Source organism: Pseudomonas sp. DF5, from assembly GCF_058148225.1.
Map to the genome: position 1 here is coordinate 3,673 of NZ_JBYVYM010000010.1, position 18,590 is coordinate 22,262.

3 protein-coding genes (1 of these 3 running past the window's edge) are annotated in these 18,590 nt (G+C 63.2%); all 3 read right to left on the minus strand.

The window, feature by feature from the left end; genetic code table 11:
• Tightly spaced (each overlapping or abutting the next), the 3 genes in view from AC30D7_RS11305 to AC30D7_RS11315 form a layout consistent with a single transcriptional unit that may run on beyond the window.
• The gene (locus AC30D7_RS11305; protein WP_490134111.1) at nucleotides 1-3,237 is read right to left on the minus strand and encodes a non-ribosomal peptide synthetase; all 3,237 of its coding nucleotides are present in this window, start codon (nucleotides 3,235-3,237) and stop codon (nucleotides 1-3) included.
• Nucleotides 3,234-16,748 (minus strand): non-ribosomal peptide synthase/polyketide synthase, encoded by a 13,515-nt coding sequence (locus tag AC30D7_RS11310; protein ID WP_490134112.1) that lies wholly within the window; start codon nucleotides 16,746-16,748, stop codon nucleotides 3,234-3,236. Before AC30D7_RS11310 ends, AC30D7_RS11305 begins: the two co-directional genes overlap by 4 nt.
• Nucleotides 16,748-18,590, minus strand: partial view of a non-ribosomal peptide synthase/polyketide synthase gene (locus tag AC30D7_RS11315; RefSeq protein WP_490134113.1) — the 3' end only. The gene runs 10,529 nt beyond the window's last position; 1,843 of the gene's 12,372 nt are visible here — the last part of the coding sequence; the start codon falls outside the window, past its right edge; it ends in the stop codon at nucleotides 16,748-16,750. The genes AC30D7_RS11310 and AC30D7_RS11315 overlap by 1 nt, the downstream gene beginning before the upstream one ends.

The following is an 18,590-nucleotide window of genomic DNA, read 5'->3' on the forward strand; positions in this document are numbered from 1 at the left end:
TCAACCGTTTTGTGCAGCCTTGGCGTTCTGCAGTTGCCGGGCTTTTTCGGTGAGCAACGCTTTTTCTTCGGGGCTCATATTGTCCAGACGCAACCGCGCCTGGGCGATTTTCTCCAACTGACCCGGACTGCTTTCCCGGGAGCGCAACGCCGCCGCCAGCCCCGCCACGGTCGGATGGTCAAACACCACGCCCGGCTGGATTTCGCACTGCAACAACTTGCGAATGCCGGCCACCAGTTTGATCACCAGCAAGGAATGGCCCCCAGCGGCGAAAAAGTCCCGGTCGATGCCCAGACGCTCAACCCCCAGCAACTGCGCCATGCGCGTCACCAGCAATTGCTCAAGAGCATCGCGGGGTTGCATGCCTTCATCGTCAGCCGAGGTGGACGCGAGTTGTTGCAAGGCCTTGCGGTCAACCTTGCCGTTGGCCAGTCGCGGGAAGCTGTCGATCAACTGCAAGTGCTGCGGCAGCATCACACTGGGCAGGCGCCGCGCCAGTTCGTCGCGAACGGCATCGAGCAAAGTCGCCGAAGGCGCCTGATGCGGCACGATGAACGCGAGCATCCCGTCTTGCGCGGACGGCCCCGGCAACACCAGTGCTTGCGCGACCTGCGGCACACGCAGTAACTCGGCTTCGATCTCTGCCAGTTCGATACGGAAACCCCGTACCTTGATTTGCTGATCGCGCCGACCGTGCAACGCAATCGCCAGATCCGGGCGATAGCGGGCCAGGTCGCCGGTGCGGTACAGGCGCTCCTGCGGATTGAACGGGCTCTGGATGAACACTTGCGAATCGGCCTCGACATTCACGTAGCCGCGACACAACTGCGCGCCGCCGAGGTACAACTCGCCCAGCACACCGACCGGCGCCAGTTGCCGGTTATCGTCGAGTACAAACACCTGATTGTTGCCCAACACCCGGGACAGAACGCCGGTGTCAGGCACCGCCGCCTCCAGATCCAGCGGATGAACCAGCACGCCGACCGTGGCCTCGGTCGGGCCGTAGTGATTGAACACCCGGCAATCACTGCGCAAACCGGCGATCCGCTGCACCAATGCCTGGGCAATCGGCTCGCCACCCAGCACCAGCGTGCGCGGCAGTTGCGCGAGTTCGCTGTCGAGCAGCGCAGCCAGGTGCGACGGAACGATCTTCAGGCAATCGATGGCTTGCCGTTGCAGGAAGTCGGCAAACAAATTGCCGTCCTGCATTTGCTCATCGCTGGCCACATGCAGTGCGGCGCCGTTGAACAAGGCGCCGAACAGCGCCGTGTTGCCCAGGTCCGCCGCCACCGTGGAGGTGAAGCCGAACTGCTGGCATTGCTCCAGCCCCAGGGCCTGGCTGACGTGAGCGGTGTAATTGAGCAATTGCCGGTGCTCGATGACCACGCCTTTCGGCATACCGGTGGAGCCGGAGGTGAACAACACGTACGCCGCCTGATCGCCCTGTGTGTCGAGGGTGATGGCCGACGTGCTCGCCGGGGCCGATTGCAGCACACGATCCACGGTCGCCAGGGGCAACGGATAATCGTGCCATTGCGCGATGTGCCCGGCGTCGACCAGTAGCAACGCAGCGCCGGCCTGTTCCAGCATCAAGGCTTGACGGGCTTGCGGCCATTGCGGGTCCAGCGGCAGGTACGCGGCGCCGATGCGCCACGCCGCGAGCATGGCGATCACCAGCTCCGCCGAGCGTGGCAAGGCCAGCGCGACGATAGCCCCCGGCCCCATGCCCTGGGCTTTTAATGCCTGGGCCAACACCTCGACCTTCGCCTGCAACTGCCCGTAACTCAGGCGTTGATCGCCGTCAGTCAGGGCGATAGCTTGCGGCGTGGTCCTGGCCCAGTCGGCAATGCGCTGCGGCAAGAACCGGCTATCGACCCGTGCTCGCGCTGGCGGGTTGATCGACAGCAAGCGCTGTTGTTCGGCGGCTCCCAACACGTTCAGTTGACCGAGTTCGGCGTGAAGATTGGCAACGATGTTTTCGAGCAATACGCGCAACTGCTCCAGCAACCCTTCCATCGCCTGAACCGAGTAACGGGACGCGTTGTAATGCAGGTGGAACCCGTGGGCGTTGCCCGCCTCGTCCGTTTCCAGTTCAAGCATTAATTCAAACAGTGCTTCGCGCACTGCCGAATGCGGAGTCCATTGCAGATCAGCGGACGTCGCGGCTTGCATGGCCCGGCACACGGCAAAACCATAGGCCGGGCGAGCCGCCGTCGGCGCCAGTTCAGGCGACCAGTATTCCTGCCACGTACGGTGCTCATCCAGGCGCGCCGCCAACTCCGCCACCCAAGTGCTGAACCCTGCATTCGCCGTCAGTGGCAGGTTCAGCGGCAGGGTTTTCTCGAACACGCCCACGGCATCGCTGAAGTATTGGTAATCTTCGCGACTGTCATGCCGCACCCCGACCAGCACCTGTTGATGCCCGCTGAGCCGACCCAGCAACAGCCACCAGGCCGCTTGCAGCACCACACTCGGCGATTGCTCCAACGCCCCGGCCACTTGCTGCAAACCGCTGCGCAGCGCCGGATCGAGCGTGAGCGCCAGCGATTCAGTGGCCGACGACAATCGAGGATTGCCGTTGCGATAGGCCAGCCACGGAGTACTCAAATCGGGATCGGCGCCTTGCAGGTGTTCCTGCCAGTAACTACGTGCGCCGGCCGCGTCTTCGTCGAGCACCACTTCACTGCGCCATTCCAGGTACTGGGTGAATTCACCGGTCTCTTCATCATCGTCCGCCGCTGCTGGTTGCCCATAGGCCCGCACCAACTGCTGATACAGCAACCGCACGCCGCTTTGATCGAGGCTGTGCCGGGCCAGGCCCAACACCAATTTCCATTGATCATCGGCCAGGCGATAGAGCACCGCTTGCGCGCCCTCGGATTCACCGACGACAAAAGCACGCTCCGCCCATTCGCTGAGCTGAGCCTGAATACCGGCCGGGGTATCGACCCGCGCCTGCACGCTCAGCGGGAAGCGCTCCGCCCCCCCGACGAACTGCCGGACACCATGGAAACCCGGCGCCTTGCCCAGCCGCGCGACCAGCATTGGCTGTTGCGCCAGCACGCTATCCAGTGCGCTTTGCACCCGCTGCGGATCGAGGGCGCCGCTGATCTCGACCTCCAGGAAATGCAGCGCATCACCACAGGCCGGGGCCTTGGGCAACTGCTCCAGCAACCGTTGCTGTTCAGGCGTCAAGGCGTAACCCAGGTCCTGCTGGTCCATCGATACCTCGTTCATGCTCCGGTTTCCTCGGTGTTCATTTCGCGTTCAAGGGCGCTGCGGTCGAACATATCGCCCATGGCCACGACAATCTTGCGCGGGCCTTCGAACGGATCACGGGCATGGGCCACCAGCATGTTGTCGAGCAGGATGGCGTCGCCTTTTTGCCAGTCGAAACGCACCGCGCATTCTTCGTACAAGTCACCGATGCGTTGCATCACTTCGTCTTCGATCGGCGTGCCGTCGCCGTAGAACACGTGGCGCGGCAAGCGGTCCAGGCCGAACATCGACAACAGGTCTTCCCGCACGTCCGGCTCCAGCCAATAGATGTGATGCAGTTGCACCTGGTTGAAGAACGATTTGGCGCCGGTCACCGGGTGACGAATGATGGCCGGCCCTGGGGTGCGGGTTTGCAGTTCATTGTTGTCGAGCCAGCGCCATTCGATGCCGCCGGCCCGGCAACGGGCCTCGACTTCGGCACGGTCTTCAGTCTTGAAGAAGTGCTGCCAGGACACGTCGAGGTTGTCGGTGAAGGTGCGCACGTAAAGCAGGCCTTTTTCCTCGAACTTGTCCCGCAGGTCCGCCGGCAGTTTTTCGTACATCAACCGGCAATCCACCACTGGAGTCGCACCGCCAATGGGCGCGGCTTGCTCGCAATAGAACATTTGCTTGCGCGGCCAGCGGTCCTGATGGGAGCTCTCGTTGTGGAACAGGATCATCTTGCGTTCCGGGTACGGCGTGGAGCGGTAGGTGTTCTTGCCGCCCTCTTTCTTCGGCAGATCGCCGTACTGGCCGTAAAGCCCTGGCTGGATCGCTTCGGCAAACGCCTCGAAGCCCTGAATGCCGTCCAGTTCGAAACCACGGAACAGAATCCCGGCGTGCCTGGCGAGTTTTTCTTCGATCAGCGGCCGGTTGTTGTTGATCCACTCGATCAAGTCCAGATGCGGCTCGTTAGGTTCCAGCAGCAGCGGGAACGGCTGTGGTGCGGCGATCAGCGATTCGCGGATCGGTGCCGGTCGGGCCTTGGCCGCCGGGGCGGTGCCGCGCTTGAGGAACTTGCCGAGTTTGTCGGCCTTGGGTCCGGGGACGGCAGGCTTGGCGGCCACCGCTAAATTGTCGACTGGCATGCTGATAGCTCCCAATAGAATGTCCTGATCAGCGACGATCTGTTCCAACAGGGCTATCCAGGCCTTCACCAGGTGCTGAATGCGCTCGTGTCCGAACAAGGTTGTGGCGAATTGCCAATTACCCAGCAATTGCCCTGCTTCATCGTCAACGAACAACGCCATGTCGAATTTAGAATGGGTCTCCAGCGCCGGCAGCGATTCCACGCTCAAACCGCCCAGGGCCTGGGTACGTCCCGGCAGGTTGTTCATCACGAACAACACTTGCACCAGCGGGTTCATGCCCTTGTGCCGCGGCACATCCGAGGCGTCGACGATCATGTCGAACGGCAGGTCCTGATGCTCCAGGGCACTGAGCAGGGATTCCTGGGTCTGGCCCAGGAATCGGGCGAACGGTGTGGCGGCGTCGAACTGCGAACGCAACGGCAAGACGTTGACGAAGAAGCCGATCAACCGTTCAAGCTCCGGCTGTTCACGCCCGGCCACGTCGGCACCGACCAACACATCCGCAACGCCGCTGACCTGGTGCAACAACACCTGGAACGAGGCCAGCAGCGTGCTGTACAGCGTGACGCCCGCGTCCATCGACAACTGGCGCAAGGCCGTGCTGAGTGGCGTGGTGAGCTGGAACTGCACCGAGTCACCCGCATAGGACGGTGTCAAGCCACGGGGGTTGTCCGATGGCAACTTCAGTTGCCCGTCATAGCCCGCGAGCCGCGCTTTCCAGTACTCGGCCTGACGCGCCAGCACGCCTTGCTGTTCCAGCTCCTGCTGCCACAGCGCGAAGTCGGAATACTGCACCTCCAGCGCCGGCAACGGGGTCAGGTCACCGGCCTTGATGCGGTGGTAAATCTCCACCAGTTCGTTGACCAGCAAGCCCATCGACCAGCCATCGGAAATGATGTGGTGCATCGCATAAAGCATCACATGCTCGGTCGGCCCCAGGTGCAGGATCCGCCCACGCAACAGTGGCGCGTGTTCCATATCAATCGGCGTGCGCGCGTTTTCCAGTGCCGCTTGTGCCACCCATTCTTCCTGGGCACTGCGGGACAGAGCGGACAAATCGATCACCGGGAAATCCAGTTCAACCTGCTCGGCGATCACGGCAATCGGGTCACCTTCATCGTCCTGGGTATACGCGGTGCGCAGCACTTCATGGCGACGCACCACCTCGGCGAAACTGCTGATCAGTCGTTCCACCGACAACTCACCGCGCAAACGCAAGGCCATCGGCATGCCATAGGCCGCGGTGCCGCCGGACAATTGCTCGGCGATCCACAAGCGACGCTGCACCAGCGACAACGGTGCGCTGTGCCGGGTGCCATGGGCCTTGAGCACCACACCGTGGCCGTTCGGCTCAGGTGTGCCCTGCTGCGCGATCCACGCCGCCAGGTCCTTGAGTCGCGGATGGTTGAACAGGTCGCGCAGGCTCAACGTACAGGCCGTGAGTTTGCGCAGGCGCGAGACCGCTTGCGTCGCGAGCAGGGAATGCCCGCCCAGTTCGAAAAAGTGATCGTCGCGGCCGACCTGTTCCCGTTCCAGCACGTCCTGCCAGACCGTAGCGATCTGCTGTTCCAGTGCACCTTCAGGCGCGACAAAGTCCAATGCCGCCAGACGGGCATCGACGCCCGGCAAGGCCTTGCGATCGATCTTGCCATTCGGGCTCAGGGGCAGGCCTTCGAGGAACAGCACATGGGCCGGAACCATGTAATCCGGAAGGCTGGCCTTCAGGCGTGCCTTGATGTCATTGCGCAACGCCGCCAGCGTGGATGAATCGGCTCTGGCTTGCGCCGGATCGTCGAACACCACGTACGCCACCAATTGCTGACCGATGGCGCCCGGTTGCGCCACCACCAGTGCCTGACGCACCGCAGGAACCCGCAGCAGATGGGTTTCTATCTCTCCGAGCTCGATGCGCAAACCACGAATCTTCACTTGATGATCGACCCGCCCGACGTACTCAATCACGCCGTCGGCGCGATAACGCGCGAGGTCGCCGGTGCGGTACACGCGGCCACTGCCCAGTGGATCGAACGGGTCGGGAATGAAGCGCTCGGCGGTCAATTCCGGGCGTTGGAAGTAGCCCCGTGCGAGCAGCTCACCGCCAATCACCAGTTCACCGACCACACCGGCCGGCGCCGGTTGGCCCTGGGAGTCGAGTACATGAATCGCCCGACCGCCCAACGCCCGGCCAATCGGCATGGTCACCGGCAACGGGTTGCGGCCGGACACATAGTCGCTGCAATCGAGCGCCGTGGCGCTGACCGTGGCTTCGGTCGGGCCGTAGGTGTTCAGCAGGCGCACATGGCCCAGCCCGGCCTGGCCCCAGGCGGCAACACCTTCCGGCGGCATGGCTTCGCCACCGACGATCACCTGGCGCAACGCGCCATAGTCACGATGACCCGCCGCCGCGAGGTCCTTGGCCAACATATTCCAGTAGGCGGTGGTCAGGTCGCTGACGCTGAACTGCTTGTCGCGCAATTCGCGATACCAGGTCTCGCTGTCCCAGATATCCGGCCCGCGCAGCACCACCGAGGCACCGCAAATCAGTGCCGGGTAAAGCTGCTCGACAAAGGCATCGAAGTTGAACGTGGCAAATTGCAGCGAGCGGTCCTGCGGCGTGAGGCCGAGGAAATCCAGGGCCACCCGGGCATGACGGGTCAGCGCCGATTGAGTGATGCCAACCCCTTTCGGGCGCCCGGTGGAGCCCGAGGTGAACATCACATACGCCAGGTTTTGCGGGCCACTGCGCTGCGGCAGATTGTCGGTCTGGGTCGGGTAATCCAGTTGATCCAGGCTCAGGACAGTCACACCCGCAGCTTCTGGCAACGTCGGCACGAGGTGGCTTTGGGTCAACAGCACACGCAGACCGCTGTCCTCGATCATCGCGCCCAGTCGCTCGGCCGGGTACTCCGGGTCCAGCGGCACGTAGGCGCCACCGGCCTTGAGCACCGCCAGCAGGCTGATGATCATCTGCGTCGAACGCTCGACCACAATGCCCACCAGCACTTCGGGGCCGACGCCGTGTTGCAGCAGCACGCGGGCCAATTGGTTGGCCTGGGCATTGAGCTGGGCATAGCTCAGGCGTTGCTCGTCGAAAATCAACGCCAGCGCGTGCGGCGTGCGTTCGGCTTGCCGTTCAAACAAACGCTGCACGCACACGTCATCGACCGGCAGCGCCAGCGGCTCGCGCACAGCGGTGGAGACCAGGGCCAGATCGCCCACGGCACTGGCGGCAGGTGCCTCGACCATCTGCAACAGCAGGTGCGCGAGATGCCCGGCCAGTTGTTCAATCGCGGCGTCATCGAACTGCTGACGATCGAAACTCAGTTGAAACGACAACTCGGCGCCGAGGTTGACCGACAGGGTCAACGGGTAATTGGTTTGCTCGAAGTTACCCACTTCGCCGAAGCGCAGATCTTGCGGTGCGCCCTGTTGTAGGGCTTCGGAGATCGGGTAGTTCTCGAACACCAGAATGTTGTCGAACAGGGCTTCGCCGCCCTGCCCGGCCCAACGCTGGATGTCGAACAGTGCGGTGTGTTCTTGCTCACGCAAGGCCAGGTTCTGCGCCTGCACCTGTTGCAACCACTGCGCCAGCGGCTGTTCGGCCCGTGGGCTGGCGACCACCGGCAAGGTGTTGATGAACAGGCCGATCTGCTGCTCGACCCCGGCCAGTTGCGCCGGACGTCCGGACACCGTGGCGCCGAAACTGACCGTGTCCAGCCCGGTATAGCGTTGCAACAGCAGCAGCCAGGCTGCCTGCACCAGGGTGTTGAGGGTGACTTTCTGTTCCCGTGCAAACGTGTTGAGCCCGGCGGTCTGCGCCAGGTCCAGGGTCAGGAAATGCTCGCCCTGGGCGGCATTGGCCGCTTCGCTGCCGGTCCACACCAGCGCTTTGGCCAACCGGGTCGGCTCATCGAACCCGGCCAACTGGCCTTTCCAGAAACCTTCGGTGACCTGCGCGTCCTGTTGCGTCAGCCATTCGATGTAGTCGCGATAACGCCCCGCCGTGTTCGCCGGCACCTGGCCGCTGTAGCGTTGCAGCACTTCCCCGAGCAGCTGCGAATTGCTCCAGCCGTCCATCAAGATGTGATGGCTGGTGTAGATCAGGTGAAAACGCGCGGTGTCGAGACGCACCACCGTCAGGTTCAGCAACGGTGCGGCGGCAAGGTCAAAACCCTGCTGGCGCTGTGCGGCCGCCAGTTCGCTGAGCGCCAGGGCCACATCGCTGTGGTCGCGCCAGTCATGGAAGGTGAACGGCACGGCCAGTTGCTTGTGAATCACCTGCAACGGACGCTTGAACTCGCCGTCCCAGACAAAACTGCTGCGCAGCACATCGTGCGCATCCATTGCCGCTTGCCAGGCCTCGCGGAAACGCTCGACGTTCAAGCCTTCGACATCCACGCACAGCTGATTGATGTAATCGCCGGCCTGCTGCTCGTAGAGGGTGTGGAACAGCATGCCTTGCTGCATCGGTGACAACGGGTAAATGTCTTCGACCTGGCGTGGCGTCACGGGCAATGAATCAAGCTGGCGTTGCGTCAACCCGGCCAGCGGGAAGTCCGATGGCGTCAGGCCCTGATGCCGAGCCTCACAGCAGTGCTCGATCAACAGCCCCAGTTCCTGCGCATAAGTCTGCGCCAATCGGGCGATGGTCGACTGATCGAACATCTGCCCGCTGAACGTCCAGCCGATACTCAGTTCGCCGCCATACACCCGGCCATTCAGGGTCAGCCAATTGTCCAGCGGCGCCAGCGGACTTTGCTCCGCGCCCGCCGATTCGCTGGCCGGGGTGAACAGTGCGCCCGCCTCGTCGCCAAACCCGGCATCGAACTGGCCGAGGTAGTTGAAGGTAATGCGCGGCACGGGCAAGGCTTGCAGCATTTGCCGGGTACTGTCATTGCCCAGGTAGCGCAGCGCGCCAAAGCCCAGGCCTTTATCGGGGATCGCCCGCAGTTGCTCCTTGATCGTCTTGATCGAGTCCTGCGGCGTGCTCGCCGGGGTCAGCCGAACCGGGAACAGACTGGTGAACCAACCCACGCTGCGGCTCAAATCGAGTTCGTCGAACAGCGCCTCGCGACCGTGGCCTTCGAGCTGGATCAGGGTCGAGGCTTCACCCGTCCAGTCCGCAATCACCCGCGCCAGCGCCGTCAGCAACAGGTCGTTGACCTGCGTGCGATAGGCCGCCGGCGCCTCCTGCAACAGCTGGCGAGTCTGCTGTTTGTCCAGACGGGTCTGCACATGCAAGGCGTGGCGATTGTGCAACTCGCCCTGGGGTCGATCGCAGGGCAAGTCATTGCGTGAACCCTGCAACTGTTCTTGCCAGAACCTCAGCTGAGCCTGCATCGCCGGGCTGTCGGCATGTTGTTGCAAGCGTCGCGCCCAGGCCTGGGTGGCGCTGGTCTTGGTCGGCAATGTGAGCGTTTGGCCCGCCTGCAACTGCTCGCAGGCCTGTTGCAGGTCTTCGAGCAGAATCCGCCAGGACACGCCGTCGACCACCAGGTGATGGATCACCAGCAACAGTCGCTGACTGCCATCGGCCATATTCGCCAGCACCGCGCGCAGCAGATTACCGTTCGCCAGTTCGAGGCTGCGCTGTGCCTGTTCGCCCAACTGTTCGAGTGCCGCCGCATCAGCAACGTCGGCGGTCCACAGCAGCGGCGACTGTTGCCAGAGCGCCTGTTGCTCGGCCAGGGAGCGATGCTGCGCGGTCCATTTATTACCCTGACGGGTGAAGGCCAGACGCAACACGTCGTGATGGCTGACCAGTGCCTGCAACGCACGCTCCAGGTGTTCGGCGTGCAGTGGTTTGGCGGACTTGAGCAGCACCGACTGGTTCCAGTGGTGCGGCTCGGCCATCTCGCGTTCAAAGAACAACTGCTGGAATGGCAGCAACGGCGTATCGCCAGTGACCGGGCCCTGGTCGATGCGCAAGCCACTGTCGCCGACCTTCGCCACCGCCGCGAGGCTTTGCACGTTCTGGTGCAGGAACAGGTCTTTGGGGCTGAAATGAATCCCCGCCTGACGCGCCCGGCTGACCACCTGGATCGAGATGATCGAATCGCCGCCCAGCTCGAAGAAGTTGTCGCTGATCCCTACCTGCGGCCGCCCCAACACGCTTTGCCAGATCTCCACCAGCGCTTGTTCGATAGCGCTGGTCGGGGCGGTGTAAGCCTTGCTGCTGGCCGTGGTGTCGGCCTTGGGCAACGCCTTGCGTTCCAGTTTGCCGTTGGGGCTGACCGGCATTTTTTCCAGCCACAGCCAATGCTGCGGGACCATGTAGTCCGGCAATGTCTGGCTCAGGTGTTCCTTGAGACTGCGCTGCAAGGCGTTGCGAGTTTCATCGTCGGCGTGCAGCAACGCGTCACGGGCCGGCACCACATACGCCACCAGCAGCGTGCCGTCCTGGGCGATGACCACGGTTTCACGGACTTCGGCGTGTTCGGCCAGGCGCGCTTCGATCTCGCCCAATTCGATGCGCAGGCCACGGATTTTCACTTGATGGTCCATGCGTCCGGCGTATTCGATCACCCCGTCGGCGCGATAACGCGCCAGGTCGCCGGTGCGGTACAGACGCTGGCCGTCACCGAACGGGCTGGTCGCGAAGCGCTCTGCCGTGAGCGATGGGCGACGGTGATAACCCCGGGCCAGGCCTTCGCCGCCCAGGTACAACTCGCCAATCACGCCCACCGGCACCGGCGACAACTCATGATCGAGAATGTAAGTGCCCAGGTTGGCGATCGGCCGGCCGATCGGCACGCTGTCGCGCCCTTCCTCGATGCACGTCCAGTGCGTGACGTCGATGGCCGCTTCCGTCGGGCCGTAGAGGTTGTACAAACCGGCATTCGGCAGCTTGGCAAACACTTGCTGCTGCGCATCCACTGGCAGGGCTTCGCCACTGCAGACGATCCGGGTCAGGCTGCTGCACTGGCCCACCGAAGGGTCTTGCAGGAACGCCTGCAACATCGACGGTACGAAGTGCAGCGTGGTGATGCGTTGCGCGGTGATCAGCTCGATCAACTGCGCCGGATCACGATGAATACCCGGCGCGGCCACCACCAGGGTCGAACCGGTCAGCAGCGGCCAGAAGAACTCCCAGACCGACACGTCGAAACTGAACGGCGTTTTTTGCAACACGCTGTCCGTGGCGTCGAGCCGATAGGCCTGCTGCATCCAGCACAGGCGATTGACCAGTGCCGAATGACGGTTGCCCGCACCTTTGGGTTTGCCGGTGGAGCCCGAGGTGTAGATCACATAGGCAAGGTTTTCCCCGTCGAGATCAACGCCAGGGTTGCCGTCGCTGCGGCCTTCCAGCCAGTCGCCGTCCTGATCCAGCACCAGGCTGCGAATGCCGGCCGGAATCGGCAATTGCTCAAGCAAATGGCTCTGGGTCAGCAGCAACTGGATGCCGCTGTCTTCAAACATGTATGCCAAACGTTCCTGTGGGTACTCCGGGTCCAACGGCAAATAAGCACCGCCGGCCTTGAGAATCGCCAGCAGGCCCACGACCATTTCCACCGACCGCTCGACCGCGATGCCCACCAGCATATCCGGGCCGACGCCCTGCTCGATCAGTACGTGAGCCAATTGGTTGGCACGGCCATTGAGTTCGGCGTAGCTCAAGCGTTGCTCAGCAAACACCAGCGCACACGCCTGCGGGGTTTTACCGACCTGCTCTTCGATCAGCGCCTGCACGCTGCGATGCAACGGGTAGTCGACAGCGGTGGCGTTCCAACCGGCGACCGTCAATTGCCGCTCGCGGTCATCGAGCAACGCCAATTGCCCGACCGGACGGTGGATGTCCTCGACCAGGCCCTGCAACAGATTCAGCCAGTGCCGGCCCATGCGCTCGATGGTCGATGGCTCGAACAAATCAGTGGTGTAGGTCAGCGACGCGTGCAGGCCTTGCGGGTTATCACTGGTGTCCAGGGTCAGGTCGAACTGCGCGGTGCGGTGTTCCCAACTGAGGATTGCCAGCTCGATGCCCGGCAACGATTCGGCCAGCGTTGAGGCCGCTTCGCTGCGATGGTTGAACATCGCCTGGAACAGCGGGCTGTGGCTCAGGTTGCGTTGCGGTTGCAAGGCATCGACCAGTTGCTCGAACGGCAGGTCCTGATGCATCTGCGCCGCCATGGCCGTCTGCTTCACCTGTTGCAGCAATTGAGCGCCCGTCAGCTGGCCGTCGAACTCGGCGCGCAGCACCTGGGTGTTGACGAAGAAACCGATCAGCCGCTCGGTTTCCAGGCGGTTGCGGTTGGCAATCGGCACGCCGACGCGGATATCGGCCTGGCCGCTGTAGCGATGCAGCAAGGTCTGGAACGAGCCGAGCAACAGCATGAACAGCGTGACGTTTTCCCGTCGGGCCAAGGCCTTCAGGGCATTGCTCAGGGATTCGTCGAGGGTGATCGGCAGACGCGCGCCACGGAAACTTTGCTGCGCCGGACGCGGATGATCCAGTGGCAGCTCCAGCAGCGGCTGTTCGCTGCCCAGTTTCTCGCGCCAGTAGGCCAACTGCCGATCCCGTTCGCCGGCGGCCATCCATTGACGCTGCCACACCGCATAGTCGGCGTACTGCACCGGCAGTGGCGGCAATTCGGCCGGCCGGCCCTGGCTGATCGCCGCATACAGGCCCATCAAATCGTCGATCATCACCTGCAACGACCAGGCGTCGGAGACGATGTGGTGCAGGGTCAGAATCAGCACGTGATCCTGCTCGCCCACCTGCAGCAGAACGAAGCGCACCAACGAGCCGTCGAGTACATCGAACGGGCGTTGCGTCTCCTGTTCGACGAAGGCCTTGATGCTCGCTTCATCGCTGGCAGCCAGGCGTTGTTCGACAAAACTCACGCGACCTTGCGGGCGGATCACCTGCCAGGTCCGACCGTCTTCCTCGACGAACGCAGTGCGCAGGCTCTCGTGGCGCTCCACCAGCGCCTCGAAGCTACGTTGCAGGGCGTTTTTGTCCAGCGCGCCGCGCATCCGCAGCGCGGTCGGGATGTTGTAGGCGGCGCTGTCGGGGTCCATTTTCCACAGGAACCATTGGCGCTCCTGGGCAAAGGACAGCGCCAGCGGTTGGTCACGGTCGACCCGGGTCATCGGCGGTGACTGTTCGCCCGGCTCGGCGCCCAGCGCCTGGACGAAATCCTCCAGGGTGCTGTGCTCGAACAGGCTGCGCAACGGCACCTGAATGCCCAGCACCCGACGCACCCGCGACACCACTTGGGTCACCAGCAGGGAGTGCCCGCCCAGCTCGAAGAAGTTGTCGGTCAGGCCCACGCGGTCCAGCTTCAGCACGTCCTGCCAGATGGCGGCGACTTGCTGTTGCCGCTCGCTCTGTGGGGCGACATAACGCGCCTGTAACTGGCTCGCGTCCACCGCTGGCAACGCCTTGCGATTGAGTTTGCCGTTAGGTGTCAGCGGCAGGTTGGCGAGGAACAGCAGATGCGCCGGGACCATGAATTCCGGCAGGCATTCCTTGAGCCGCGCCTTGAGTTCATCGCGCAGACGCAGTTGCTCGTCGGCGGCATCGAGGTCCAGTTGCGGCGCGACCACATAGGCCACCAGTTGCTGGCTGCCCAGGGCTTCCTGCGCCAGCACCGCCACTTCACGGACTGCTGGCTGCTCCAGCAAACGCGCCTCGATTTCACCCAGTTCGATGCGGAAACCACGGATCTTCACTTGATGGTCGATACGCCCCATGTATTCGAGCACGCCGTCATGACGATGGCGTGCCAGGTCGCCGGTGCGGTACAGCCGCGCGCCGTTGCCGAACGGGTCGGGCAGGAAGCGCTCGGCGGTCATTGCCGCTCGGTCGTGATACCCACGGGCCAGGCCGTCCCCGCCGATCAGCAGTTCGCCAATCGAGCCCGCCGGATTCGGTGCCAGGTCATCGCCCAAAATGTACAGCGTGGTGTTGGCAATCGGTTTGCCGAGGTACGGCTGGCGCTGCTCGCGGGTCAGCTGCCAGGCCGCCGACCAGATGGTGGTTTCGGTCGGGCCATAAAGGTTCCAGACCTGCCCCGCCAGACCGAGCATGCGCTGGGCCAAGTCATCGGCCAGCGCTTCGCCGCCGCAGAGGAATTTACAGCCCTGGAGGGTGGGCGCCTGTTCGTGGTCGAGCAACATGCGCCAGGTCGACGGCGTGGCTTGCACCACCGTGACTTCCTGCTGCCGGATCATCTCCAGCAGCGCTTGCGGATCCTGGGCGGTGTGCTTGTCCACCAGCACCACACGGGCACCGCTGAGCAGCGGGCCGTAGATTTCCAGGCCGAAAATATCGAACGAGAATGTGGTCAGCGACAGCATGCGGTCCCGGGCTTCAATGCCCGGCTCCTTGACCATGCTCACCACGAAGTTCACCAGCGCCTGATGGCGCACCATCACCCCTTTGGGCTTGCCGGTGGAGCCGGAGGTGTAAATCGCATACGCCAGGTGTTCACCGCTGAGCGCTACCTGCGGATCGGCCTCGCTGTAACCGCGAGCGTGTTCGCCTTGCGGGTCGAGCAACAGGGTCTGCACGCCGGCCGGAATCGGCAGTTGCCCGATCAAATGCGCCTGGGTCAGCAGCAGTTGCAAGCCACTGTTTTCGATCATGTGCGCCAGACGGTCTTCAGGGTATTGCGGGTCCAGCGGCACGTAGGCACCGCCCGCCTTGAGAATCGCCAACAGTCCGATCAGCATTTCCAGGCTGCGGTCGATGGCGATACCGACCAACTGATCCGGGCCGACGCCCCGTTCGATCAGCCGATGGGCCAACTGGTTGGCCTGGCGATTGAGTTGTGCATAACTCAGGGATTGCCCGTCGAACACCAACGCCGTGACCTCTGGCGTGCGCCGGACCTGGGCTTCGATCAATTGATGGATGCAGCGGTCGGTCGGGTATTCGGCGGCGCTGCGGTTCCAGTCGACCAGCACCTGCTGTTGTTCGGTTTCGTCGAGCAGCGCCAGTTCGCCCACCCGTTGCTGCGGATCGGCAACCAGGCTGCCGAGCAGGTTTTGCCAATGCCGCGCCAGACGCTCGATGGTCGCGCCGTCAAACAGGTCGGTGGCATAGGTCAACTGTGCGCCGAGGCCTTCGGGGCCGTCGAAGGTTTCCAGGGTCAGGTCGAATTGCGCGGTGCGCGAGGGCTGATGCAAGTGGCGGATCGTCAGCGCCGACTCGCCGGTGCCCTGGCGGCTTTGGCTTGCGCCGGTGCTCTGGTGGTTGTACATCACCTGGAACAGCGGGCTGTAGCTCAGGCTGCGTTCCGGTTGCAAGGCTTCGACCAATTGTTCGAAAGGCAGGTCCTGATGCGCCTGGGCGGCCATCGCGGTCTGTTTGACCTGGGCCAGCAGCGTGCTGAACGTGGCCTGAGCATCGACCTCGGTCTTGAGCACCTGGGTGTTGACGAAGAAGCCGATCAGCCGCTCGGTCTCGACCCGGTTGCGGTTAGCGGTGGGCACGCCGACGCGAATCTCGGCCTGGCCACTGTAGCGATGCAACAAGGTCTGGAACGACGCCAGCAACAGCATGAACAGGGTGACGTTTTCGCTTTTGGCCAACGCCCTCAGGCGCTCGCCCAGTGCCGGCGGCAATGCCAGCTCATGACGGGCGCCACGCAGGCTCTGCACCGCCGGACGCGGGTAATCGGTGGGCAACTCCAGCAGCGGATGTTCGCTGCCCAAGTGCGCCTGCCAGTAGTCCAGTTGCCGCTCGCGCTCCCCGGCTTCCATCCAGTGCCGTTGCCAGATGCCATAGTCGGCGTACTGGATCGACAGCGCCGGCAAAGCGAGTTCGTGGCCCTGGCGGTAAGCGCCATAGAGTTGCAGCAGTTCATCGACCATGACCCGCATCGACGCGCCATCCGAGGCGATGTGGTGCTGGGTCAGGGTCAGCACATGCTCCTGCGCGCCAAGGCGCAGCAGGCTGACGCGCAACAGCGGACCGTTGACCAAGTCGAACGGCTGCCCGGCCTGTTCGGCGACGAACACTTGAATCTGCGCTTCTGGCGACAGGGCATCGGGGCGTTCATCCAGTTCATGCACGGCGACGGTCAGGTTCATGTGCGGATGAATCACCTGCACCGCTTGTTCATCCTGCTGCCGGAACGTGGTGCGCAGGCTTTGATGACGGGCAATCAATGCATTGAAACCGCGTTCGAGCGCCGCGACGTCGAGCTCGCCCTGCAAGTGCATGGCACTGGGAATGTTGTAGGCGGCGCTGTCGGGGTCCATCTGCCAGAGGAACCACTGGCGCTCCTGAGCAAAGGACAGCGGCACCGGATCGAACTGCGACTGGGTTTCGGGAATCGGCAGGTTAGCCGGTGAAACGCCCTCCTCGAGCATCTTCTGCAGATAGACCCTGCGCTTGTCGAGCGGCAAAGTTATGAAGCGCCGGGCGATCTTCAAAGCGACATTGGTATCCATCAAGCTTCCTCCATTTCGTCAAGCAGGGCGTCCAGCTTGCTCAGTTTCAACGTATCGACCTGCTCCCCTGCGGTTGCCAGACTGCTGACGAAATCCGTGAGTACGGGGTGTTGAAAAATCAGTTGTGGGGTCAGTTTCAGGCCCAGTTCCAGTTGCAGGCGTGAAACCACATTGACGGCCAGCAACGAGTGGCCGCCCAGTTCGAAAAAGTGATCCAGCAGGCCGACACGCTCGACTTGCAGTACGTGCTGCCAGATCGCCGCAACCTGCTGCTCGCGCTCGCTCTGCGGGGCGACATAACGCCCCTGCAAATGACCGCCCTCCACCGTCGGCAACGCCTTGCGGTCGAGTTTGCCGTTGGGCGTCAGCGGCAATTGTTCGAGGAACAACAGGTGCGCCGGGACCATGAATTCCGGCAAAGACTCCCTGAGCCGTGCCTTGAGTTCATCGCGCAGGGACTGCTGATCATCGAGCTCCAGTGGTGAAGCGACCACGTAGGCCACCAGTTGCTGATTGCCCAGGGCTTCCTGCGCCAGCACCGCCACTTCGCGAACCGCTGGCTGCTCCAGCAGGCGCGCTTCGATTTCCCCCAGTTCGATGCGGAAGCCGCGGATCTTCACTTGATGATCGATTCGCCCTCGGTACTCGAGCACACCATCGGCCTGATAGCGGGTCAGATCGCCGGTGCGGTACAGACGCTCGCCGTTGCTGGCGAACGGATTCGGCACGTACTTCTCGGCGGTCATGCCCGGCCGCCCCAGGTAACCCCGGGTGATGCCGGCACCGGCCAGGTACAGCTCGGCCGATACGCCCAGAGGCACCGGTTGCAAGTCGGCATCCAGCAAATAGCTGACGGTGTGTTTGAGCGGGCGACCAATGTTCGCCGTGCCACCCGCCTCGCGACGGGTCCAGGTGGAATAGGTGGTGTCTTCCGACGGGCCGTAAAGGTCGTAGACATGCGCCACGGTCGGTTGCCTATAAAGCGCATCGACCAGCGACTGCTTCAGCGGCTCACCGGCGAGGTTGATGATGCGCACGCTCGGCGGAATCTGCCCGGCACTGTGCAGCGCATTGATCGCCGACGGCACGGTGTTGATCAGGCGCACCTGATCGCGGGCGGGCAGTTGCGGCAGCTCCAGGGCGTTGCGGGCGATGATCAGCGAGCCGCCGTTGGCCAAGGTGACAAACAGCTCCCACACCGACAGGTCGAAACACACCGAGGTCGAGGCCAGCACGCCCTGAATGTCTTCGCGGCTGAACACCGATTGCGACCAGTCGATCAGCGCCAGCACGTTGCGATGGGCGATGGCCACGCCTTTGGGCTTGCCGGTGGAGCCGGAGGTGTAGATCACGTAGGCCAGGTTATCCGGCGTGACACGGGTGACCGGTGCGCTGCTTGGGTAAGTGGCCAGCCACGACTCGGCGTTGTCCATCAACAGCACTTGAGTGCCCGCCGTCACGTTCAATGTTGCCGCAACAGCCTGCTCGGTCAGCAGCACCAGCGCACGGCTGTCGTCGAGCATGTAGGCCACGCGGTCGGCCGGATAATCCGGGTCCAACGGCACATAGGCGCCGCCGGCCTTGAGCACCGCCAGCAGCGCCACCAACAGACTGTCGGAACGCTGCATCGCCACGCCGACCCGCACTTCCGGACCCACGCCCAACTCGATCAGCTTGTGGGCCAGACGGTTGGCCCGGGCGTCGAGTTCGGCGTAAGTCAGTTGCTTGGTTGCGAAGGTCACCGCCAGCGCATCCGGTTGAGCGGCGACTTGACGGTCGATCAACTGGTGAATGCACAGCTCCTGGGCGAAACCTTCATCGCGATGGTTCCAGTCCAGCAAC

Bases quoted from the DNA above. Each gene is read 5' to 3' on its own strand.
- AC30D7_RS11305 (WP_490134111.1), bottom strand. From the start codon at position 3,237: ATGAACGAGGTATCGATGGACCAGCAGGACCTGGGTTACGCCTTGACG.
- AC30D7_RS11310 (WP_490134112.1), bottom strand. From the start codon at position 16,748: ATGGATACCAATGTCGCTTTGAAGATCGCCCGGCGCTTCATAACTTTG.